This is a genomic window from Pseudarthrobacter sp. R1 (assembly GCF_024494415.1).
GTDB lineage: Bacteria > Actinomycetota > Actinomycetes > Actinomycetales > Micrococcaceae > Arthrobacter.
Map to the genome: position 1 here is coordinate 1,142,864 of NZ_JAMKFI010000008.1, position 21,579 is coordinate 1,164,442.

Sequence of the window (21,579 nt, forward strand, 5' to 3'; positions counted from 1 at the left end):
GACCGGCCGAACCGGCCAGCGTCTCCTCCTCCCTCAGACCTACCCGTAACCCTGCCAGGCATCCCGGCGCGCCCACCCAGCGCACCGCCCGGCGAACCCCACCGAAGGAGGGACCCCGCGATGGGCCTCAACAACTTCACGTCGAGCTCCGACGACGACACGAACAGCGGCGGCACGCCTCCGAGCTTCCCGCCCATGGGCGGCATCCCCAGCCAGGGCAGCCAGTCCGACGACGCCGTCAAGGGGCTCCTCGTCGACTACAACGAGAAGTTCAAGAACGCCGACCCGACGATGTTCCGCAACGCGCTCATCGAGCAGGTCCTCTCCGTCCTGATCAGCCGGAACAAGCCGAACGTGCTTCTGAAGGGCTCCGCAGGCGTTGGTAAGACCCGGATCGTCGAGGACATCGCCCGCCGGATCGCCCTGGGCGACACCCTCATCCCCGATCAGCTCAAGGGCTTCACCGTCTACGAGCTGCCGATCACCAACCTCGTCGCCGGCTCCGGCATCGTCGGGCAGCTGGAGGAGAAGGTCCAGTCCGTCATCGACTTCGCCTCGGACCCCAAAAACAAGGTCATCCTGTTCATGGACGAGATCCACCAGATCACCGGTGGATCCACCTCCCACACCGACTCGGTGCTGCGCAAGGTCTCGCAGGTGCTCAAGCCTGCCCTGGCCCGCGGCGACATGCGCGTCATCGGTGCCACCACCTCCACCGAGTCCCGGGCCTTCGACGACGACCCCGCCTTCGCGCGGCGCTTCACCCCGCTCATCGTCGACGAACTGACCGCCGAGCAGACCCTCACGGTGCTCGGCAGTGTCCGTCCGGGCCTGGTGGCGCACTACCGCCACCAGATCGCGGTCTCTGACGACGTCCTGGCGGAGACGGTCCGGATCGCGGAGGAGAACTCCCGTGCCGGGCAGCACCGCCCCGACAGCGCCATCACGCTGCTGGACCGCGCAATGGCCGACCGTGTGCTGGAGCAGAAGAAGCTCATCGTCCAGGCCGAGGCCGCCGGGGACACGGCACTCGTGAACACCCTGCGGTCGATCCCGCAGGTGCCGCTGACCACCAAGCGCGTCCTGGACGTCGCCAAGCGCCTGATGACCGGCAACGCCCAGCGCCCTGAGTTCGACGTCGCGACCCTCCGGGCAACCCTGCTGGGCCGCCTGCGCGGACAGGACGACGTGCTCGAGAATCTCGTGGACCGCCTGGCCCGCGAGGAGCTGGACCTGTTCCCGACCTCGACTCCGATGACCTGGATGCTCGCCGGGGCCTCGGGCGTGGGCAAGACCGAGACCGCGAAGATCATCGCCGAGCAGATGACCGGCACCGAGCCGATCATCCTGAACATGACGGAGTTCCACACTCCCTCGGACACCGCGAAGATCGTCGGGGCACCTCCGGGCTACGTCGGCTCGGACTCCAACCGCGAGCTGCCGTTCGACACGCTCGAGTCCAACCCCCACCGGGTGATCCTGCTCGACGAGTTCGAGAAGGCGGACAAAGCCGTGCAGCGGCTGTTCCTCTCGGCCTTCGACGAGGGCTACATCCGCAACGCCCACGGCAAGGTGCTGGACTTCTCCAAGGCGCTGGTGATCTGCACGACCAACGCCGCGCGGGAAGCCCTGAACCGCAAGCCGGTGGGCTTCGGCTCGGCCCCGCCGGCGGTCTCCCACCGGTCCCTGACCAAGGAGCTGGCTCAGTTCTTCGACGCAGAGCTGCTCGGGCGGTTCTCACTCGTCGTGGGTTTCAACCCGGTCGACGAGCAGGCCTACCGGGAGATCCTCGCGGCGGAGTACAGCCGCCAGCGCGAACGGATCCTGGACGCCAGGCCCCGCCTGGGCCAGACACTGCCCGCGTCGATCCCCGACGACGAGCTGCGTGCCGTCGCCGAGGAAACCTACGTCGACTCCCAGGGTGCGCGTCCGGCCGGCAAGGCCGTGCGCGTGTGGATCGAGGACCGGCTGCTCGCCGCCCAGGCTGCGTCGGCTGCGTCGACTGCGTTCATCCCACCCGCTGCCGCCGTCTCCGACGAGCCGGAGGCGCTGGCCGTCGATTGATCCCGGCACCACACTGCGTTCGAGCGCCCCTGTCCCGGATACCCGGGGTGGGGGCGCTCGTGCGTGCGCGTACCGCGTTCGAACACAGGAAGAAGGACGTCACTGCCATGACCACCACGACCACCACCGCCGTCGGCACAGTCCGTGCGGCACAGCCCGAAGACAGGAGCGAGCAGATCTGCGACGACGCACTGCTGCTGGTCTCCGCCCACTCGGCGGCGCGGCCGACTGCCGTGATCTCGCACTCATGCTCGGCCTTGTCGAGGTGGACCCCTCCGGGTCCGTCACCAAGGCCAATCCCTGGAACGCCGACTGAAGGTGCTTCCCGCCGGGCCTACCCAAGAGGTGAGCCTGCGATTGACCGCCGCGCGCATGGGTAGCGCGCGGTGTCCGGGTCCGCGGGGCTAACGCCGCCGCGCCCGGATTCAGGGGCCTCACGGCCCCTGACGGGTGGGTTGAGAGGAGCGCGGGAGGGCTCGTCGCCAGAGGCGAGCCCTCCCGCTCTCATGCCCGCGCCAGTGACCCAAGCGCTCGTCTACGAGCATTCGACTGACCATTCACCTCCTGTGAGAATGGTCTATGCGGCTTCCATTCGACAAACCCTCTCGACCCGCCTACTGATTCGTTCGAAGAAAGACGACACCATGCCTATTCTGCTTGACGACATCGACCTTTCCGCAGCCGCCGTCGCTGCCCAGAAGACCGTCGACCCGAAGTTCTTCTCCTCGCGCCTGACCGGGTCCGGCAAGAAGACCGGCCTGCTCAATGAGAGCCTGCGGCCGATCAACACTGCGACCAACACCGCCTACGCGGTTGACCGCGACATCGAGGTCAAGCAGAGCTCGACCCACCACGACATCACCACCGCGCTGGTGCCGCTGGCCCCGATCACCCGCCGCTCCCTGCTCTCGGGCGGGTCGTTCACGCTGCCGGTACCGCATGTCGATGACCGCTTCGAGCTCGACATCGCCACGCCGACCAACTCCTGGGACGTGCACTTCGACATGACCCCCCAGGCCCTGACCGTGTACGAGGACAAGTCCGGCGACAAGATCCGCCGTGACCTGGTGATCCAGTACCGCCTGGAGCTCTACTTCCTCAAGCAGGGATCGGCCGAGCCCGAGCGCGCCGTATCGGTGTCCCGCTCCATCGGCTACGGCAACCACGACGCGGCGGTGTTCCTGCAGTGGGACACCAGCCCCGCAGAGAATGCCCGCGACGTCATCGAGGATGTGCTCTCGGCCGCAGGGTTGAGTGCCACCAACCTCGACAAGCTCGGCGACTGGATGGACGAGTACCCGATCTACGAGCGCATCACGCGCCTGGCCCAGATCTGGGACTCCGAAGCCATCTCGGACACCGTCTGCCAGTACGTGCAGGACATGCCGGCCAGCCCCACCGAGGAGCAGCTGAACATGCTCGCGGTGCAGCTGCGCTACCTGGAGAACTACAACGTCCCGCTGGAGGCCTACCGCCGGATCCACCAGCAGCTGGACACCACGTTCTCCGCGCCGATCGCGGCGAAGCTGTCCAAGCAGAACCTCAGCCTGCTGATGAACCACACCCTCGACCACCTGGAGCGCATGAAGGGCCAGCTCATCACGCCGCCCCAGCCGGCCACGGCCCCGGTCTTCCCGCCAGTCCTGTCCAAGCAGCAGCTCGACGCGCTCAGCACGCACGAGCCGCTCGTGATGACGCAGGCCGGCGCGGGCACAGGCAAGTCGACCGTGATCCTCGAGCGCATCAAGTACCTCGAGACCTGCGGGGTGCCCGCCAGCGACATCACCGTCCTGTCGTTCACCAACGCCGCCGCCGACAACATCACGGAGAAGAACCCGAACGTCGGCTCGATGACGATCGCCAAGATGATCATCGACATCTATTCGATGAACCACCCGACCCACAAGGTCTCGGCCATCGACACGATCATCAACTCGATCGACATCTTCTACCCGAACAGCCAGTTCGCGGCGACGTTCCGACACCGCCTGCTGGAGGTCGACCAGAACAAGACCGGCGCGTTCACGGCCCTGAACACCTTCGTCGAGAACCACTTCGACGAGGTGATCGCGCTGCTCGACCGCATCGAGCAGACCTCGCTGGAGCTGCAGATCATCATCTGCTACCAGAAGATCGATGACATGTCCGAGCCTGCCCACGTGCAGAGCAAGTACCTGATCATCGACGAGGTCCAGGACAACTCGGTCTTCGAGTTCATCTACGTGCTGAAGTACATCACCAAGCACGCCCAGTCGCTGTTCGTCGTCGGCGACGCCAGCCAGACGCTGTACGAGTTCCGCTCGGCCAACCCGAGGGCGCTCAACACGCTGGAGGGCTCGGGGGTCTTCGCAACCTTCCGGCTCACGACGAATTACCGGAGCAACCAGGAGATTCTCGACTTCGCGAACGTCGTGCTTGGCGGTCTGGAGACCAACCAGTTCGCCAACATCCAGCTGCAGGCCAACTCGCTGGCGGTGCCCACGGCCGACTCCTTCCAGGAGAAGGTCACCCTCAACTACCACGAGGTGGCCCGCCTGACCGGCTTCATCGCCAACGACCTGCAGCCGCTCGTGCGCAACACGGTGATCCCGGAGTACGTTCAGGCCTGCCTGGACCGCGGCGAGCAGGTGGCCTTCCTGGCCTACGCCCGCCGTGAGGTGGCGCTGATCCAGGAAGTGCTCGAGAAGGCCTACCCGAATAAGCACGTGGCCTCGCTCGTCAGCGACCGCGTCTACGCCACGGACATCTTCTCGAAGTACATCAAGTTCTTCTGGAACGACGTCCTGCAGGTGCAGCCGGCCAACGCCTCGTTCGTGGTCTCCCAGGGGATCAAGGACAACATGGGCAAGCTGACGAAGAATGCCGGAAACGTCAACGTCGAGAAGGCAATCCTGCGCACCATCTCCGAGTGGTGGGTCGAGAACAGCGCCGCGATCAACGGCTGGGTGGCCCTGTGCAACCAGGGCAGTCTGCCTGCGAACGTGTTCTTCGACCGGCTCCGCGACAACCTCCTGTCCTTCGAGATCACGCGCAACCAGCAGAAGCTGAACGTGAACAAGCAGAAGAACCAGGAGCGCAAGCGGAAGAACCTCGAGTCCAAGGCCGATCTCGTCGTCTCGACGATCCACGGTGCCAAGGGCCTCGAGTTCGACAACGTCGTCGTCCTCTACAAGGAGGACGCGAAGATGACCCAGGACACCAAGCGGATGTTCTACGTCGCGTTCACGCGCGCTATGAAGAGCCAATACGTGCTCTCCTACGGCACGGCGAAGAACCCGCCGATCCAGAGCAGCTACGAACAGATCGTCAACGCCCTCACCGAGCGTGACGAGAAGAACGCGCAGCGCGCTGCGGGCATCGACCCGACCCTTCTGGTCGACGACGAGGACGCCGGTACCGCCGGCGACCAGCAGCAGGTCGCAGAAGCCGTCTGACCGACGGCACCGGCGCGGGCGCTCCACCTCCACGAGAGGTCGGAGCGCCCGCGCCTCCTGCTTCCCATCCCATAAACACAGCCAATGCAGCTTCGAAGGAGCACGCCATGACCGCCACTGGAATCCAGGCCGGCTCAGAGGAGCTCGTGCCGGGCCCCGACAGTGCCTACGACCTGGTCATCTGCCACGACGACCGGATCGTCTTCCACGACCACTACCCCTCGCCAGCATTCCGGCTGCGCATGTGCGCGCAGCTGCTGACCGCCTCGGACGTCGTTCTGGGCGCAATCGACGCCTCCGCCGCGAACGAAGTGCACGAGCTGTACCAGTCCAGCTCCGGGCAGTGGGAGAGCGCCCCGGACAGCGTGGTTAACGCCATCGCCAAGCTCTGCCGCCGATGGGGCGTCCAGGTCTACGTGAGCACAACCCGCAAGAAGACCGAGGTTCCCGCCGCGCTCTATTCGGTGATCACCGAGTACGGCCCCGGACAGACCGTCGCCGAGCACTTCACCTCCAGAGAGGCCCGCCGGGCCAGCCTCATCGAGCGTGCCGACATGTTCTTCAGCTCCCGCGGCAGCATCCCCGAGCGGGTGCTGGCCGACGAGCAGCGCCTCGCCGCGCTCGTGGGTGCGTTCCTCATGCCCGCCACCGTGCTCCTCACCGAGGCCTTGCTCGACGAGGCCGACGGCCACTACAAGCCCTCCGGCCGGCCACTGCCGATCCTCTGAGCCCTGCCCGGGCGGACGGCCCCGACCACAACCCTGACCAGCAGACCCGGAAGGGACCCGCCATGTCCGCACCTAACACCGTCAAGCCCGAGAACCCGTACGCCCATACGTACGCCGACTTTCTCGCCCAGACCCGGGAGCACGTCCTCGTCGTTCTGCACGACGAGGATCTCTACCGCCACTTCAGGATCCAGGCCCCAGGGACCCGCATGTGGTCCTGGGACGTCACCACCTGGCCCGGCCACCTGGCCACCAGCGGCGACATCGCCGACGGCTACATGTTCACCCGAGAACCAGACATGATCGGGTTCTTCGCGTCGGCCGGCAAGAGCGAGGGCTACTACTCCGACGGTGCGCCAAGCATCGACTTCCGCTACTGGGCCGAGAAGCTCTGCGGCGGCCGCTCCCGCGAAGTAAAGCAGTACGACCCAGATCTCTTCATCCAGCTGGTGCGGGAGCACCTCGAAGAAAGCGAGGGACTCGGCACCGAGGCCCAGGAGGTCCACCATCAGCAGTTGGCGCTGCTGGCGCGCCTGCACGAACTGCGCGGCCTTGACGGGGACGCACAGTTGGCGCTCTTCGAGGCCCACTGGAACGCCCAGGAGCACCTCGCGGCCACCGGCACCGTGCTGAACCACGAGCGCCGGAACGCGGCCGCTGCCGCGCGCGCTGCCCTCTGGAGCACCGACGGCATCCCCGACGAGAAGTTCGACCGGCTCACAGAGGAACACAACTGGATGGAGCTCGCCGACATCGAGGTCCCACGACATTCCCCTGCCGAGCGGCGCATGGAAATCATCGAAGACGCCCGCTGGCACGCCGACAGCGAGTCGGAGGCCCACAAATGGCTGGCTGAGCACGAGGACACCGTCGGCTCCGACACCTGGGAGTGGGACCTGCGCGACTGGGACATCCACTTCCTGTTCACCTGCTACTGCGTCGACCTGGCTGTGCGCCTCTACCGCGAGCACGCCGCCGCGAAGACACAGCAATCCGCCGCCTGAGCCGATCCCACCCACATCCCGACCCAAGGAGAACCCATGAGCGCCGATATGCTCACCGCGGCCATCGCCGTCCCGGCCGACCGCACCAAGCCGATCGACTTCGAACGCGGCCGCCTGATGGTCGAGGAGACCGCGGACCCTGAATCGTTCCGGTTCGACGACCCCGAGTCCCAGCTCGAGGAGCTGGTCGAGGACTTCGACCCCGACATGCACCTGGACGCCGAGGGCGAGCCGAGCCCGGAGGTCATCAAACGCGTCGGCCGCAGGGTCATCGACGAGCTCGAAGAGGCGCTGAACTCCAGCGAGACGGACACCATCGAGGTCGCCGGCTACCGGCTGTACCTCTCCGGCGGACTCTCCTCGGGCGATTCCCCCACCGACGCCGCCGACGCGATCTGGCACGCCCACCACCTGCCGGTGACCGTCCTGCTTGCCATGGGATTCATCCCCGACTGCCGCAGGCCGCTGTCCCGGACCAACGGCAACCCCGGACCTGTGACCGACACCGACATCGTCGACGCCATTGCCCTCGGCCTCGGCACCAAGCCGGAGTGGTCCGGTGCCGACGAATTGGAGTGGATCGCCAACGCGATCGGCTCCGTCCGGCCGCACCCGGGAGACCGGGACCCTGCCGAGTACCACACGGAGTTCGCGGAGCGGCACGGCTTCGATCCGGTCGACGACAACTTTCTCATCGGCTATGTCAGCCAGTACGACAACCAGGAAGGCGGGGACTGACCTTGGCCAGCGGTGTTTTCATCCTCTGCGCGTGCTGCGCCCTCAAGCTCGTGAACGACGACGAGTCGGCCTGCCGCGACTACCACGGCCACGACCACGCTCCGCTGCAGGTGCCGGCTGGCACCGCGATCACCCAGGGTCCCCAGGAATGGGCGGGCTCCCTCGAACTGACCTGCCATGGCCATGAGAACGGGACCATCCAGCCCCTCGGGGAGTACTGGGTGGCCCAGCCCGGTCCCGCACCGGCCGAAGAAGGAGTGCGATGAGCAGCCGGACACCAGTGCCCGATGCGCTCTTCGACGCCGATCTCTGCCAGCCTCTCGGCCGCGAGGACTGGGTTGACCGCTTCGACTGGGTGATCATCGACAGACGCGTTGTGCACGCGCCCGTCACCTGGACATGGACGTGTCCCACATGCGGAGAGTCCGGCGTCATGCCCGATGGTCCCGACCTGCTGGCAGTCCCGCACGGGTCACAGCATGCTGCAGGACTTTTCGGGACGATCGTCCCGCTCGACGTCGAGGCCGAGCGTCCGTTTACTGAATAGCCTCACCGCCCGGAAGGAGGGACCCACCATGACAGAAATCAGCACTGCTACGGCCGCGGTCCTCTCGCCGGCCGTGATCGTCGACATCGACGGGACGGTCGCAACGCACACCCTTCCCGACGGACGCTTCATCAGGAGACACCACGAGTACCGGCTCGTCCCCTGGGACCTGCCCAACCCGCCAGTGATCGAAACCGTGCGCGCCCTGCACGCTGCCGGACTTGAGATCGTGTTCTGCTCCGGCAGGCCGGTCATGGACGACAACGGCTGGGACGTCGGCCGCGCGACCTACGCCTGGCTCATCGAACATGTGGGGGAGTGGACTGCCAGCTGCCCTCTGTTCATGCGCGGACATGGCGACCGCCGGCCGGACGACATCGTCAAGCCCGAGATCTACGAGGCCTTCATCCGCGGGCGGTGGGACGTCCGGCTCGCGCTGGATGACCGGCCCAGGGTGATCCGCGCCTGGCAGGCACTCGGCGTGCCGGTGTTCGACGTCCAGCCCGGCTCGGGCGAGTTCTGATGCATGGCCCGCGCCCTCGACCCGCAGTGGGCCGCAGGGCGCGGGCCTGCTTCTCTTCAACTGCCCCGCTACGCCATTCCCCAGCGACTCAGTGTCCATCAGGAATGGTGGAATATGAGGCACTGGCATCCCATTCGACCACGAATAGACTGGAACCATGACTGACGACAAGACCCCCCAGGCCCCGCGCGAGGGCTCCCTGCCGAAGTTCTCCGTGAACGTCGCCCCGACCCAGAAGATTACCGCCGCCGACCTGGGCACCCTGCTAGAGCGCTTCCGCGCCGGGGATGCCGAGCCCCTGATCTTCGGTGACGGGAACGTCCCCGAGGCCGCCGTGATCCCGTTCGCCGACTTCGTCGACCTGCTCCGGCGGGTCCACGCCGACGAGACTGCCTTTCGGGCAGAGCTCTCCCGCCGCATCCGTGCCTCCGACGCCTCCGAGGAGCCCGGCCTGACCCTCGATGAGCTTGGCGATGAGCTGGGTGAACCCGCCCGGTCAATGATCCGCAAGGTGCTCGACGATGACTGAGGGGCTGCGGATCAATGTCCATCTCAGCCCCGGGGCCCGCCAGGACATCGAACGGCTCAACCAGCGCGCCCTGAAGAATGCGCACAGCCGGGACGAGGCGCTCCTTGAGGCCACCATCGTCATGCTCCACCGGCTCAACGGCCGCCGTCACCCGACTAAGCCGCTGGACTACGACTCCCGCTTTGCCGACCTCTCCGACTGCGACACAACCTACGTCGGTGCGGACCCCCATGAGAAGCCGCCGCTGCGCATCGTCTCACGCGACGTCAGGCCCGAGCCGCCCGGCGGCATCACCCGGCGCGAGATCGTCGCCATCGGCGCACGCCGCGACAGTGAGGTCTACCGGACAGCCGGCCAGCGCCTCGGGCGGCCCGTCGGGGTCACCCTCGACCAGCTCGCCGCCCAGCGCCGCGCATCCGCGGCGAAGAACCATGCCCCGCAGGCGGGCAGGGGGCTCGACACACCCGCACCAGTCGGTGCAGACCTCGAGTTCGACTGACCATTCGCCCTCGTTTCTGTTCGTCATTCAGCCTTTCTCATAGAATGGACATGAATGATGATTCGATGGAGACGGGATGAAGTGATGCACGACTACGACACGGACCACCAGACCTGGGATCCGGCAGTCGCGGAACCACGCCGGGGGATGAGCCCGCGGGCGCAGCTAACAATCCGCCGGAGCCTTGCCCTGGCGATCGCCCTGGGAATGGCCTACGGCATCTTCCATGTGGTCTTCCGCACCGATGTTCTTGCGCCGGTGCTCGCGTACGCCGAACCCGTCAAAGACGGGATCACATGGGTGATCGAGGACCCGAAGCGGGCCTGGCTGGCCTTCGCCGTGCTCGTCATCCCGCACATCGGGCTCTACTACCTGCTGTTCGAGGACCGGAAATGAGGGGACTGGCCATGCTCAGGAACACCAGAACGATCGTGGGGCTGTGCGCGCTCAGCGGAGTCTCGGTCACCGCCGTCATCGGCTGGGCTACCGGCTTCTTCGCCTGGGCCGTGGGCTCCGTCCGTAGCCTGTGGGATGGCTTCATCGCCTTCCTCAACTCGCCGTTCAGCTGGGAGCACCTCGCCGCCGGCGCGGGCGTGCTGCTCATCCCGATCATCATCATTGTCGTGATCTTCGCCATCGCGGATAACTGAGTCGCGCGGCATCTTTTGCAGAACCCGCTCCGGCCGCCGATTCTTGCTTCAGCGGGTACAAATTGGCTGCTTAGGCCCGCGACAGCTCGGAATGCCGCTCGAGGCTGTACCGGATCAAATCCATAGCCGGGGTAAGGGTCCAGACAAGCAGCCTCATGGTCGGCCGGTTTTCCTTGGCGATGACATCATCCGGCAGAGAAGTTGACTGCGCCGGCTTCAGCACGGCATCCGCGGCCCAGCGCCTGCCGTGGGCAAAACCCGAGCACAACTGCCATACGGACAAGGCGGACGTCCTGGGCACCAGGTCGCGGACCTGCGTGAGTATGTGCGTGCTGCTGGGGAGAATCAACTTTCCAGCGGCCCCGGAGGCATCGAGAATAGCCTGCAGTTGCGCCTTGTCGCTGTCGAAGTCCGGAAGCGTTCCCTGAAGATTCGGATGGCGACGTGCCAGTTCGCTGTACGCAGTCTCGCGGTCTTTGGCTACCTTCAGCGACAGAGACAGCGAACGAACTATCCTGGTCGCCTGTTCTTCTGGCGCTGAAATCCAGGCGGCCTGTGCGGCGCACTCAATGGCTGCCCTGACCAGCGAGAACGAGGCAAGAGTATGTGATGCTCCGGCACCAAGCATGATGCTGTCCAGCGCGTGCAAATGATCGATCGCGCTGACTACCGCATTGGCGATGTTGTGCGACGCCTGGTGGGGTTTGATGAGCCCATCGTCCTGCGCCAGACGGCTTCCGGCTTCCGGGATCCACGCCTCGTGGGAATCCCGGAAGCCCAGCCAGGTCCTCAGCTCCTGAAAATACGAGTCGGCAATCTCGAACTCTTCAGGTTCATCTTCTCGTCGCATGACTCCATTCTTCACATGGCTACATTCTTTATCGCCAGGCACGCTGGAAGCCTTCCGGGAGGGATACTTCCGTCGGCGACAACTCAGGCCTGACCCGCATGAGGCGGACTGAATGCCGGAATGCCTGACCCGACCAGGCTATGTCGGCCGAGACTTCAACCACCAACGGCTCCACCAAAGTCAGGCGAGTGATGCCGCCCTCCTTGGTAAAGCGGTCCATCACCCGTTCGCTGATTTCCTCCGGCCATGGATGCCTTCCCTGGGGAGGACGAAGATATGTGGCCAGATCCCTTCCCGCACGAGCCGTCAAGGACGTGGACCGGCCGACAATGCGCAGCCGTCCGTGAACCGGCAAACCCACTACCGCTGCCCGCGGGTGCGCCATGGGACCTATGACCGCCGCAAGAACCACATCAAGGGCGCTTCTGCTCTTGACCTTCAGCCAAATTCGCCGGGGCTCGTACGTCTGCCCTTCACCCTTGATCACAATTCCTTCCACGCCCGTGGCGGTCATGTCACTGAACCACGTGGCCGCCAGGGCCCGGTCACTGGTCACCGGTGACAGATGCAGTGGCGGAACCCACCCGCGCGCCAGCTCCTCGAGCAGAGCCCGGCGGTCCCGGAATTGAAGCCCGCGGGTATCCTGCCCGGCCACTGCCAGGACGTCGAAGGCGATCAGCGAGGCAGGGCTTTTCATCACGAGCTCCGCAAGAGCCGCCTTTGAGCTCACCAGGCGCATCTGCAGCGCATCGAAATCCAGCCGCCCTTCGGACCACACCACAACTTCGCCATCGACAACACAGCCCGGAGGGATCTGCTCACGCACGGAAGCCAACACGTCCGGAAAGTACCTGCTCAGATCCTTGCCCTGTCTGCTGTAGAGCCACGCCCCATCCGAACCGACCAGGCACACTGCCCGGAAACCGTCGAACTTCATCTCAAAGACTGAGCCGCCGGACAGTGCGTCACCGCGTGGTATCGACTCCACGGCCTTGGCCAAAGCAAGGGCAACAGGAGGATGCAGGGCGGCCGGCAAACCTTCGAACATCGTGGGCACAGCGTAAGCCCAGCGAAGCAGGGGTGGAAACAAGGCTTCCTCCCGGCTGGATACAGCACCAAGCACCGGGAAGCGTCACAGCAAAGCTGTGACCGGGTCCTTCTTCGATCAGGGAAACCAACCACATTCGAAACAGGAGTCGTCATGTCCACTGAAGCTGTTACAAACCCCGCTGGGTCTGCCGGGACTGCCGGTGGCCGGCGCTACAAGGAACCCACCTCACAGCAGATTGAAGATGCCGCAGCCCTGATGTTCCTGGAAGCGACAAAGAAAGCTCTGCGGGACCAGCAACACATCTGGGACGTCAAGCTCGAGCTGGAAGTCACCTACACCGTGCACAACCAGCGCAGGTACTGCGTTCATGCCAGCACCCGTACAGGTGACAGCATTACTGGCGCACGCGGTGTCCTCGTGCATCCGGCCAACGGAACTGCTGAATCGGCTGCCTGGAGCATTGCCGAAGCGGCCCGGACCGCAAGTGCCAAACGACGGCAAAAGGCCGCCATCAAGGTCCTGTGACCTGCCGGTATTTACCGGGGCGCAGCTGCCGGGGACTCCTTAAACGTAGCTCGTGCTTTGTCAGTGCCGATTCTTTGCCAGAACCAACCGACATACCAAAGAATCGGCCCCAGCCCGATCACAAAGCTGCCAAGCAACAAAAGCACCTGCAGCCCCGTGCACAAATAAGAACCCCGGTGATGCTTCCGCATCGCCGGGGTTCTTATTTTTCCGTGAGCAACTTTCCCTCGTCTATCCCGCCGCCCGGACCAAGCCCTCCTCAGCCTCGTCAAACTCGTCAATCAATCGCAACGCCTCCGGATTACCAAGGTCAGCGTCCGGATCGAGCCGTCGATTGATGCTGCGTGACGCGGAGAACTTCAGCACCGAGTAGTCATCCACGTCCTTCTTGCCGAACCGGACCTTGTGGCCTTTGTGCGTCTGCCGGGCGAAGCGGCCAAAGCCAGTGAGCACGACGGTGTCTCCACGGCGCACGGCGTCGGTGAGCTCCGCGATGAGCGACTCATACACCTCACTCACCACCCTGATCGGCTGTCCGCTGCGGCCGGCCACCTTCGAGATGAATCCACGCTTGCTGATCCGCGGATGAACCGTCGTCTTCATGCCCACACCTTTGTCCTATCATCCCTCGTCGTCCGCTTCCTGCTTGAAAACCAGTTTATCCGACAGGCCTGTCGAAAAGCGATCCACAGACCTGTCGGTATTCATTCAACTAAAGCTCGAAATCCGGATCAATGGACTGGCGGTCGTCCTTGTACTCGTAGTCAACTGACTCAATAATCGACCGGGTCTTCGGATCGCGCCGTGTGCTGACGATCTTGTCGTGGGACTCGTCGAACCGCTGCTGGTCGGCGATCCGGTGGGCCGCGTTGAGCTTGGCGTTGATGTTCTTGTCGCCGAACTCCATCATCGAGTTCACGGAGGACTTCGCACCCTGCTTGGTTGCGTTGACGTTCTTCTTGTTCTGCGCACGCTGCTGCTCCCAGCGACCGCGGTCCTCGGGCGTGACGTACCCGAACATCTGGGCGAGCCGGGAACCGTACCGCTCCTGCTGCTCTACCTGCTGGTCGTCGCTCATGGTCCTGTCTCCTTCTCGTTCGTTTCCGGACTATGCCGGCTGGTAGTCCTCGGCTCCGCGGTCGCGGCTCCACTGGCCCTCCGGCCCCGGCCGGGCCGAGGGGCCGGGCCCCTGTCGGAAGGGCTGGGGCCGCGTGCGCTGCGCCGCCAGGAAAGTAGCGGGATCGTCGACCGCGGCCCGCATCGTGTCCTGCCAGTCCTCGCCGAGGGCCAGCTTGAGCTCGTGCTCAAAATCCGGGTCCTCCTTGTTCAGCTCCTCGATGGCGTCCACGTAGGCGTTCGAGTAGACACGCTGCTGCTCCTCGTCAGAGAGACCATCGATCTCCATGCTTGCGAGCATGCTCTCGGACTGGTCGAGGCGCTGCTGGAGGTCCTCGGGCAGCCCGCGGGTGTCCAGGCCCTGCTTCTTGGCCGCGAAACCGATCATGTAGCCCATGACACTGCCGCCGAGGGCCTGTCCGTCGCCACGCTGGACGCCGTCCAGCATCGCCGCCTTCATGGTTTCCGCCAGCTGGACCTGGTGCTCGTCCGGCTCCATCGGCAGGCGCAGCGTGAACATGCCCTCGTCGGGGATCCGCCGGCCCAGGTGGTCGTCGAACTCCCCGGTCCAGACCTCGCGTACCCTGTCGGTGCCCGCGAGGCGGGCCTCGTGCGGCGGGGCCTTGACGATGCGGCCGTGCGCGACGCCGTTGAACATCAGGCGCAGCTCCGGCTCGGACTCCATCCGCTCGCCGATGATCGTCCGGGCGCGCTTGACCACCTCGGCACGGTCGACCCCGTCGTCCTCCATCTGCTGGCGCAGGCGCTTGCGCAGGGCCTTGTAGCTGGCGTTGATCTGCTTCGCGTCCTGCTCGGGGTCACGCATCTTCCAGAAGGCGTTCTCCATGAGTGCGACCTCGGTCATGGCCGCCGACTCGGGAGTAAACAACTCACGGTTGCCCCGCTCGCGGCGCTCCAGGTCCTCCAGGCGGGTACGCCAGCGCCGGGAAAGGAAGTCGTCCCTGCTGGTGCCCCACCGCCCGCCCGACTTCCCGGACTGCTTCCCGCCGTCGTCGCCGGCGGCCTCCTGCGCCTCCGGCGCGCCCCCGAACAGATCTCCGACCAGGGCCGCCTGGCGCTCGGCCCTCTCGCCGATGTGCCGGGTCTTCGCGTCGATCCGGTCCTGGACCTTGTCCTTGAACGGCTGCAGGTAGGAGTCCATCTCCTTCCTGAAGTCAGGAGCGAGCATCCGCATTGCCATCATCATGCCGGCGGCCTGGATGACCGAGTTCGGCTTCACGCCGCGGGTGAGCGGACGCAGGCAGCCCTGCATCATCATCTGCATGTAGACCGCGTGCATCGCGTCGAACTCCTTCGTGCGCTCCCCGTCGTTGAAGCCGGGCACGAGCAGCTTCGAATCGCGCAGCGTCTGCATGTACGCCTCGCCCGCCAGCCGCGTCTCCGCCCGGAGCTTCAGCAGCCGCTCCCGGTCGTCGAGGCCGTCATCGTCGGCCGCAGCGCGCTCCTGGTCGCGTGCACGCTGGCGCTCCCGCTCCTCGGTCCGCTCCCGCGTCGCGGCCCCGAAGAAGCCGCGGGCACGGTCGCGCAGCCGCTCGCGCTGCCCGCGTGAGGTGTCGTGTCCGGCCTGCGTCTCCGGCTCGTCGACAATCTCCGCGTCGATGATGTCCTCCTCCCCGCCGTCCATCCCGCACACGGCATGGACGTCGCCCAACGGGTCGACAGGCAGTGCCTTGCGCCCCCGGCCCCTGCCGCCCGGACCCATTTCCTGCTCCGTGTCCTGTGTCATGTCAGCCTCCCAGTCCATAGTCGTCGTCACTCTGCTGCTGCCCGGTCTCGTAGCTCGGCGTCCAGGCCGGGCGACGGCCGCCCACGCCGACGGCGTGTGCCGAGCGCCGGCTGGCACCGCGCGCCCTGGCGGCCCCGTCCCCGGTCTGCGCGAGCACGTCACGCTTGAGGACCGAGGCATCCACCGCGGCCTCCGCGGAGTCCAGGCCGTCCAGCCCGTCGAGGCCGTGCGCCGCGAACGCGTCGAGCTCGCGCGCCGCCGCGGCCCGGGCACGGCGGGTGCCCGCTGAGGCGAACTGCTCGTTCTTCTCGCCGTCGAAGACGCTCTCGCGATTCTTCGCAGCCTGCACCAGCGCCTCGAAGTCGCCGCCGTAGGCCATACGGTCCATCACCGTGCCCGCCAGGGACGGGTCCTCCTCGAGGTTGCGCACCAGGCCCGACTTCGGGTCCTCCAGCGCGCGGGCGACACGGGCGACGCAGTCCGGGTTGACCGAAACGTTGAACCCGTCCTTGGCCTCGTAGAACTCAACGAACTGGGCCTCCCACTCCTCGGCCGTGGCCTGGACAGCCTCGCCGTCGGCGAACTCGGGACGCCACTGGCCGGGGCCGGTGTGCTCAAGCTTGCGGCCGCGCCACAGATCGCGCCCGGGACCCTGCAACATCTCGTACTTGTGCCGGGCCTCCGCAGCGTCGTGCTTGGCCTGCAGGATCGACTGGGTCACCGGATAGGTCACCTCAAGCACCGCCTTCAGGTCAGCGCCGCGCAGGGCGCGCACCGCACGCTGGGAGAACGAGCCACCCAGTCCCGTGCCGTGGGCCTTGATCGCCGTGGCGAACATCGAGGCCTCCTGGTCCTCCTGCGTGATGCCCGGCGTACCCTGCTCGTCGCCGAGGTTGCGGGCGTAGTCCCCGAGCTTCTTCTCGCTGCCCTTGGCTCCGGTCTCGACGCAGACTTCGCGCACGCTCTGCAAGTGCGCCTCGCGGCTGCTGAAGGTCAGCGCCGAGCCGAACTCGCCGCGCTGTGCCGAGCGATAGAGATCGCTGAGCTCCTCGACGAGGACCTCGTGGCCGGCGGCAACCTCGTGCGGATCGCTGACGAACCGCAGGCGGTTCGCCTCCTTGACGGCACTCTCAAGACTCTCCGCCAGCTCCGGGTTCTTGGACAGCGCCACCTGGGTGTCCAGCGAGACCTGCATGGCCAGCGGGTGCGAGCCGTCGGCCTTCACCACGCCGGTGTCCAGGAGGTTCGCTCCGACCGAGAGCCTGGCCATCGCCTCGGCCTTGGCGGCCTCGCTGTGCAGCCTCACCACGGCGACCGCATCACCGTCGAAGTCGCCGTCGAAGCACTGGTCCATCACCGGGTTGATCGCCGCGCCGGTGAGCCGGTCGTCGATCGCCACGCGCATGTAGCGCACGCCGGCGTCGCGCAGGACCGGGTCGCGCCAGACCAGCGCGTGATCGCCTTCGGCCAGGCCCAGCTGCTCGGCCTTGACCGAACTCAGAGCGATCTGATCGATGTCCAGCCGAGGGTCGGCGGTCCAGACCATCGTGGCCGAGTCCGACAGGCGCGAGCTCATCAGCCCGGTCTTGAAGATGTTGTTCTTGCCGGTCAGCACGCGGTTCTGCACGTCCGTGGTGATCGCCTCGAAGGCACGCTGTGCCCGCGAGACAGACTCGCTCATGCCCCGGCGCACCTCGGCGCGCTTGTCCGGCGACAGGCCGTGGTCGTCCAGCTGCTCGGCCATGTACCGGTAGCGGCAGGCTTCGACGAAGACGTCCTGGTAGCTGCGCGTGTAGTCGTGCGTGACGGACGTGCCGTCGTCGAACTCCTGTCCGCTGCGCAGGTGCGAAGAGAGCACCGGCAGCTTCCACGAAGTCGCGCTGACCGTCTCGGTCAGCTGACTCGTCGGGGAGGTCAGCGGAAAGGGGATTTCCATGTCACCGCCACGATCGCCGATCAGGTCGCCGAAGGACTTGCGCATGGCCGTGGTGTTCAGCCCCGGCGTCGCGCCTTCGCTGCGCGGCTGCGTGCGCATCAGCTCCGGCATCGGGATCAGACGGCGCTCGGGCCGCTCGTCGACACTCTCGGCCTGGCCCACGACACGCAGGGTGCCGTCGGCCTCCATGTCCAGTCCCGCCACCAGCAGATACTCGCGCAGGTTCGACTCGGCACCGGAGTTGTGGCCGTAGAACTCGCGCATGATCGCCGGGCAGTCCTGGGACTGCAGCGCCCAGGCCAGCTGCGAGGAGGCCTTGCGCCCCTTGCCGGCGCGCACCTGTTCGTCGTCGTAGATCTTGGTCTTCTCGTCGACAGCCATGTGGGTGACCACGAACCGCATCTCGCCCAACCCTCCGTCGACCGGCCCGGCATCGGGGCCCTGGACGGCCGGGCGGCGGATGTCGCCCACGGCACCACCCATCAGCTCGCGCGCCGATCCGGCGTTGCGGCGGGAGATCAGCGAGAACGGGCTCATCACCACGTCGATGCCCGGGTTCTCCCTGAACCAGGCCACCTCCTGCTCCAGGCCCTGGACACGCGCCTCGTCCGGGTCCATGTGGCGGTCGACCACCAGAGAGACGACACCCTTGTTGCCGTGCAGATCGCTGATCTTGTCGCCCACGACGAGGTCGCGCAGCTGGCCACCGGCCCCGCGGATGCGATGCCGCTCGGAGAACTCCGTCGACACCACGATCGGGTCGTCGGCCGTCCAGCCGCCGAAGGTCATCAGAGCGGTGCCGGTCGGCTTCGTCACCTCGGAAGACTGCATGATCGTCGAGGCCGTCATCTGCTGGCGGTCGAACGGGTCATAGCGCAGCGTCTCCAGCTCCGGCCGGCTCATCAGCGGGGCGCGGGAGCCGGTCACGGTCTCCGGGTCACCCGGCTCAATCGTGCCGTCGGGGCGCACGGCGGCGTCCTCGGTGAGGTAGCGCACGATGCCCTGGTTGGTCGCGCCGCCGGTCATCACCGGATCGAAGAAGCCGCCGGGAGCCGTCACATGGTTACGGTCGGTTCCCGTGAGCACCGTCATGTTCCGTCCACCGGTGAGCCGCCAGGCGTCGAAGACGTTGTCGTCGGCCGGGTCGGTGCGATCGCGTTCGGCGCGGTACTCAGCGTAGATCGTCGAGCCCTGCTTGATCTCGTTGGAGTAGCGCACGCGCTTGGCCTCGGTCTCGAGGATCGAGGCCGTCCACTCGTCCAGCCGTGCGGTGGCCTTGCCGGTGGCAGGGTCGACCTCATACGTCGTGGCCCGTTCGAGGAAGTCAACCGGGTGCTTGGTGCCGTAGAGCTGCGAGTACACCGCGTTCAGCGAGGCCGGCTCGCCGGTCCGGCTGCGGCCGGAGACGAGGTCACCGGCAAGCTGGTACTGAATGCGCTCGTGCATCAGCTGTTCGTAGCCGCGCAGCACCGTGCGCTCCTCGACCGACTTGGGGGCCTCGCCCGGGGTCTGGGCCTTGATCCGCGCCTCGTAGCCGGGGACGATCAGCGCGTTCTCGCCACTGGCGAAGCGCGTGACAATCTCCCCATGGCTGCCGACATCGAAGACCTGGCCGATCTCACCGGAGACCGGCGTGGCCTTGCCGTCACGACGCAGCTTTTCGGCGGTCCAGCTGATGACGCCCTGCGCGTCGACCAGGATCTCACCCGGCGTCGCGGCGTTGCGCTCGATGCTCTCCCGGACGGTCTGACCGATCCGGCGCATGAACTCCGAGGGATGCTCGGCGATGGGGGCGGCGGTGGCCGCATGGAAGGAGACGATCCGGTCCTTGAAGCGGGTCGTCTGGAAGCTGGTACCCATGAGCTCGGTGGGAGGCACCCCGCAGCGGCGCAGCGCCGAGGCAAGGTTGTCCAGGTTAGACCACTGGCCGGTCGGGCTGGTCATGTACTTGGCGACGCGGGCGGGGTCGAAGCGCTGGTCGAGCCACTCACCGTCGATCAGGTGCGGCTCGGCATCCCAGGTGCCGACCAGCTCGAACGGAACGTCATCAGCGTGCGCACGGACCTTGTCGGCGGCCGTGCCACCATAGACGAGGTTGCCCAGGTCCGGAAGCTCACCGGCCTGCAGCTCGCCGATCTCCTCCAGGCGCTCCTGGTACATCTCCTCGGTCGCGCCCGGACGCAGCAGCTCGCTGCGCGCTCCGGTGAGCACGTCCCAGTAAGAGCGCTGGATCGCCGCGACCTCGGGGTCAGAGGCATACTCCGGGGGCTCGATCTCGTCGAGCGCGCCCTCGGTGCGCTGCAGCTCAGACTCCGCGCGCAGGATCAGCTCCTCGACGCCCAGGGCGGCGCGCAGGTTCTCCCGCGCGGTGTCCACGGCCTCGCGACCGTAGGCCTCGGCCGGCTCTGCATCCACGAAGAAGGTCGGCAGGGAGCGGTTCTTGGCATCCCGGCGCAGCATGACCTTGGACCCGGGGCGCGGGGCGCTCTCACCGGGGACGACATAGTCCGCGACGACGAACATGCTCTCGCGGTCGACGTGATAGCTGTCCGGCACGTCGATGAGGGAGCGGCCGCGGCCATGCTCGGGGTGGCTGGAGCCGACGACGCCGACCACCGTGCCGGGAAGATCCTCGCGTTCGATGGGCAGGCCTTGGGCAAAACGCAACAGCCGCACGGCGTCCTCGGAAGTCGGGGCGGGCACGGCCATGCCGCCGGGCACCCGGTGATTGGTGCTGTAGCGCAGCACCGTTCCGTTGTCGTAGATGCGCGCCCCGGCGTACTCCTCCTGGCGCGTGTCAGTGAGGCGGATCTCCATGCCGGTCCCGGAGATCCGGGCCTTGATCTGCCCGGGCTCACGGTCGCGCAGGACCTCGTAGGCCACGCCCTGGGACTTCAGCTCCTCGAGCAGCGCCGCCGAGCGCGCCACCGCCCGCTGGGACATGAAACGGTTGCGGTCAACGCGGCCGGTCTGCGGGTCGCGTCCGCCGTCGATGACCCACTCGCGGACCTGGTCGTACTCCTGGCGGCTCATCTTGTCCATGAGCGCCGTGAGGCCTGCGGCGTCGTCGTTGGTCATGGCACGGCCGGCCTCGTACGGCTTACCGTCCTCGTCGAGCCGCCAGAGCGTCATGTTCCCGCGGCGCGGCTCAGACAAGGACTCCACCTCGCCGCCGGCGTTCTTCACGATCGTCTCGTCGGGAATGTACAGCAGCTCGGTACCTGCGCGCTTCACCGTCGCGCGCTCGGACCAGGCCGGGTCGTAAGGGCTGATCGGCAGTCGCGCCGAACGCGGGTCGATCTCCGCTCCGACGCCCGTGGCACGGGTGAACTCGCGCTGCAGCGTCTGGTAGCGCTCGTTGGCGGGGGAGTGGTCGCCGAACTGCGCCTCGTAGTCCGGGACGCGCTCGGAGAAGGCCGTGTCGATCGCAGTCAGACACGCGGTGACGCCGAGTCCGGGATCAGCCAGGGCGGTTCCGCGCTGGCTGAGGATCTGGTCGACCCGTGCACGGATGGCCTTCGCCTGGGAGATCGGAATGATCTCCCCGCTCTGCTCCCGGGCCTGCTCGACTGCCTTGTAGAGGACGTACTCGTAGAAGTACCGCCTCAGTCCGTGTGCCTTCTTCATTGCTACTCAGC

General features: G+C 66.4%; 20 protein-coding genes. 14 read left to right on the plus strand and 6 right to left on the minus strand.

The features are described 5' to 3' along the window. Positions 1 to 120: 120 nt before the first annotated feature. The 13 genes from M8J71_RS16280 (at position 121) to M8J71_RS16340 (ending at position 10,716) form a co-directional block, all read left to right on the plus strand. Positions 121 to 2,064: an AAA family ATPase gene (locus M8J71_RS16280; protein ID WP_256248806.1), complete on the plus strand. Its 1,944-nt coding sequence runs from the start codon at positions 121 to 123 to the stop codon at positions 2,062 to 2,064. 107 nt (positions 2,065 to 2,171) lie between these two features. Further along, the gene (locus M8J71_RS16285; protein WP_256248807.1) at positions 2,172 to 2,444 is read left to right on the plus strand and encodes a hypothetical protein; all 273 of its coding nucleotides are present in this window, start codon (positions 2,172 to 2,174) and stop codon (positions 2,442 to 2,444) included. Between the two features lie 264 nt (positions 2,445 to 2,708). Continuing rightward, the gene (locus M8J71_RS16290; RefSeq protein WP_256248808.1) at positions 2,709 to 5,498 is read left to right on the plus strand and encodes an AAA family ATPase; all 2,790 of its coding nucleotides are present in this window, start codon (positions 2,709 to 2,711) and stop codon (positions 5,496 to 5,498) included. A gap of 107 nt (positions 5,499 to 5,605) precedes the next feature. Further along, entirely contained in the window at positions 5,606 to 6,226 is a 621-nt protein-coding gene (locus tag M8J71_RS16295; RefSeq protein ID WP_256248810.1) for a hypothetical protein, read from the plus strand. A 62-nt stretch (positions 6,227 to 6,288) separates the two neighbouring features. Beyond that, a complete protein-coding gene (locus tag M8J71_RS16300; RefSeq protein WP_256248811.1) occupies positions 6,289 to 7,230 on the plus strand; it encodes a hypothetical protein in 942 nt (313 codons plus the stop codon). A gap of 36 nt (positions 7,231 to 7,266) precedes the next feature. Next, the gene (locus M8J71_RS16305) at positions 7,267 to 7,968 is read left to right on the plus strand and encodes a hypothetical protein (protein WP_256248812.1); all 702 of its coding nucleotides are present in this window, start codon (positions 7,267 to 7,269) and stop codon (positions 7,966 to 7,968) included. A 2-nt stretch (positions 7,969 to 7,970) separates the two neighbouring features. Beyond that, entirely contained in the window at positions 7,971 to 8,234 is a 264-nt protein-coding gene (locus tag M8J71_RS16310; protein ID WP_256248813.1) for a hypothetical protein, read from the plus strand. Continuing rightward, positions 8,231 to 8,515, plus strand: a complete 285-nt coding sequence (locus M8J71_RS16315; RefSeq protein ID WP_256248814.1) for a hypothetical protein — start codon at positions 8,231 to 8,233, stop codon at positions 8,513 to 8,515. The genes M8J71_RS16310 and M8J71_RS16315 overlap by 4 nt, the downstream gene beginning before the upstream one ends. A gap of 28 nt (positions 8,516 to 8,543) precedes the next feature. Continuing rightward, positions 8,544 to 9,038 (plus strand): phosphatase domain-containing protein, encoded by a 495-nt coding sequence (locus M8J71_RS16320; RefSeq protein WP_256248815.1) that lies wholly within the window; start codon positions 8,544 to 8,546, stop codon positions 9,036 to 9,038. A gap of 157 nt (positions 9,039 to 9,195) precedes the next feature. Then, positions 9,196 to 9,567, plus strand: coding sequence for a hypothetical protein (locus tag M8J71_RS16325; RefSeq protein ID WP_256248816.1), 372 nt, complete (start codon positions 9,196 to 9,198; stop codon positions 9,565 to 9,567). Next, on the plus strand, positions 9,560 to 10,066 hold the full coding sequence (locus M8J71_RS16330; RefSeq protein WP_256248817.1) for a hypothetical protein: 507 nt from the start codon (positions 9,560 to 9,562) through the stop codon (positions 10,064 to 10,066). The genes M8J71_RS16325 and M8J71_RS16330 overlap by 8 nt, the downstream gene beginning before the upstream one ends. Before the next feature lie 54 nt (positions 10,067 to 10,120). After that, positions 10,121 to 10,462 carry a hypothetical protein gene (locus M8J71_RS16335; RefSeq protein WP_197521582.1) on the plus strand — a complete coding sequence of 114 codons (342 nt, stop codon included), beginning with the start codon at positions 10,121 to 10,123 and terminating at the stop codon, positions 10,460 to 10,462. Between the two features lie 11 nt (positions 10,463 to 10,473). Then, positions 10,474 to 10,716, plus strand: coding sequence for a hypothetical protein (locus M8J71_RS16340; protein WP_142938892.1), 243 nt, complete (start codon positions 10,474 to 10,476; stop codon positions 10,714 to 10,716). A 70-nt stretch (positions 10,717 to 10,786) separates the two neighbouring features. On the opposite strand, the gene M8J71_RS16345 is transcribed toward M8J71_RS16340, so the two are convergent. Beyond that, positions 10,787 to 11,566: a hypothetical protein gene (locus M8J71_RS16345; protein WP_256248818.1), complete on the minus strand. Its 780-nt coding sequence runs from the start codon at positions 11,564 to 11,566 to the stop codon at positions 10,787 to 10,789. Positions 11,567 to 11,594: 28 nt separating this feature from the next. After that, positions 11,595 to 12,614, minus strand: coding sequence for an ATP-dependent DNA ligase (locus tag M8J71_RS16350; protein WP_256249019.1), 1,020 nt, complete (start codon positions 12,612 to 12,614; stop codon positions 11,595 to 11,597). Positions 12,615 to 12,767: 153 nt separating this feature from the next. On the opposite strand from M8J71_RS16350, the gene M8J71_RS16355 reads away from it, so the two are divergent. Beyond that, a complete protein-coding gene (locus M8J71_RS16355) occupies positions 12,768 to 13,142 on the plus strand; it encodes a hypothetical protein (RefSeq protein WP_256248819.1) in 375 nt (124 codons plus the stop codon). A gap of 231 nt (positions 13,143 to 13,373) precedes the next feature. On the opposite strand, the gene M8J71_RS16360 is transcribed toward M8J71_RS16355, so the two are convergent. The 4 genes from M8J71_RS16360 to M8J71_RS16375 form a co-directional block, all read right to left on the minus strand. Further along, entirely contained in the window at positions 13,374 to 13,745 is a 372-nt protein-coding gene (locus M8J71_RS16360; RefSeq protein ID WP_071416746.1) for an HU family DNA-binding protein, read from the minus strand. Positions 13,746 to 13,854: 109 nt separating this feature from the next. Next, a complete protein-coding gene (locus M8J71_RS16365; protein WP_256248821.1) occupies positions 13,855 to 14,220 on the minus strand; it encodes a hypothetical protein in 366 nt (121 codons plus the stop codon). Between the two features lie 30 nt (positions 14,221 to 14,250). Continuing rightward, on the minus strand, positions 14,251 to 16,005 hold the full coding sequence (locus M8J71_RS16370) for a hypothetical protein (RefSeq protein ID WP_256248822.1): 1,755 nt from the start codon (positions 16,003 to 16,005) through the stop codon (positions 14,251 to 14,253). Position 16,006: 1 nt separating this feature from the next. Next, positions 16,007 to 21,568: a hypothetical protein gene (locus tag M8J71_RS16375; RefSeq protein WP_256248823.1), complete on the minus strand. Its 5,562-nt coding sequence runs from the start codon at positions 21,566 to 21,568 to the stop codon at positions 16,007 to 16,009. Between the last annotated feature and the right edge of the window lie 11 nt (positions 21,569 to 21,579).